The following is a 512-nucleotide window of genomic DNA, read 5'->3' as shown; positions in this document are numbered from 1 at the left end:
CGCGCCCCGCCCACCAGCGCCAGCAGCCCGCCCAGGGCCGCAAGCCCGGCCGCATCCCGCCCCAGCGCCGCTGGCTCCACCCGAGCGAAGCCTTCCGGCCGGATCTCGGCGGCGCGGGCGAGCCGCCGCGCGATGTCGGCGGCCGCCCTCTCCCGCCGGGCCGCGAAGGCGGTCGCAGCCGCCGCGAGCGCCGCCACCCCCTCCCCCGTGCCGTCGGGATCGCCCAGCACCTGCCGCAGCCGAACCCGGGCGAAGCGGGCATCCCGGTTGCTCGGGTCGCGTACCGGGGCGATCCCCGCCGCCGCCACCACGGCCTCAAGCGCCGCCGGCGCCACGCCGAGCAGCGGCCGCAGCACCAGCACCGCACCGCCGTCCCGCACGGGTGCCATCGCCGCGAGCCCCGTCGCCCCGCTGCCGCGCAGCGCCCGGAACAGCAAGGTTTCTGCCTGGTCCGCCCGATGATGGCCGAGCAGCAGCCAGGGCCGGCCATCACCCGCCGCCGCGGCGGCCAG

At 80.3% G+C, this 512-nt stretch carries 1 protein-coding gene; it reads right to left on the bottom strand.

Annotated features, from left to right (window positions below; all coding sequences use genetic code 11):
- A partial coding sequence (locus GXW76_RS25540) for an ATP-binding protein (RefSeq protein ID WP_272876151.1) occupies nt 1–512 on the bottom strand: 512 nt, incomplete at both ends.

It is taken from the genome of Neoroseomonas soli (assembly GCF_018129065.1).
GTDB lineage: Bacteria > Pseudomonadota > Alphaproteobacteria > Acetobacterales > Acetobacteraceae > Neoroseomonas > Neoroseomonas soli.
This window is presented reverse-complemented; position numbering and strand designations above follow the sequence as displayed.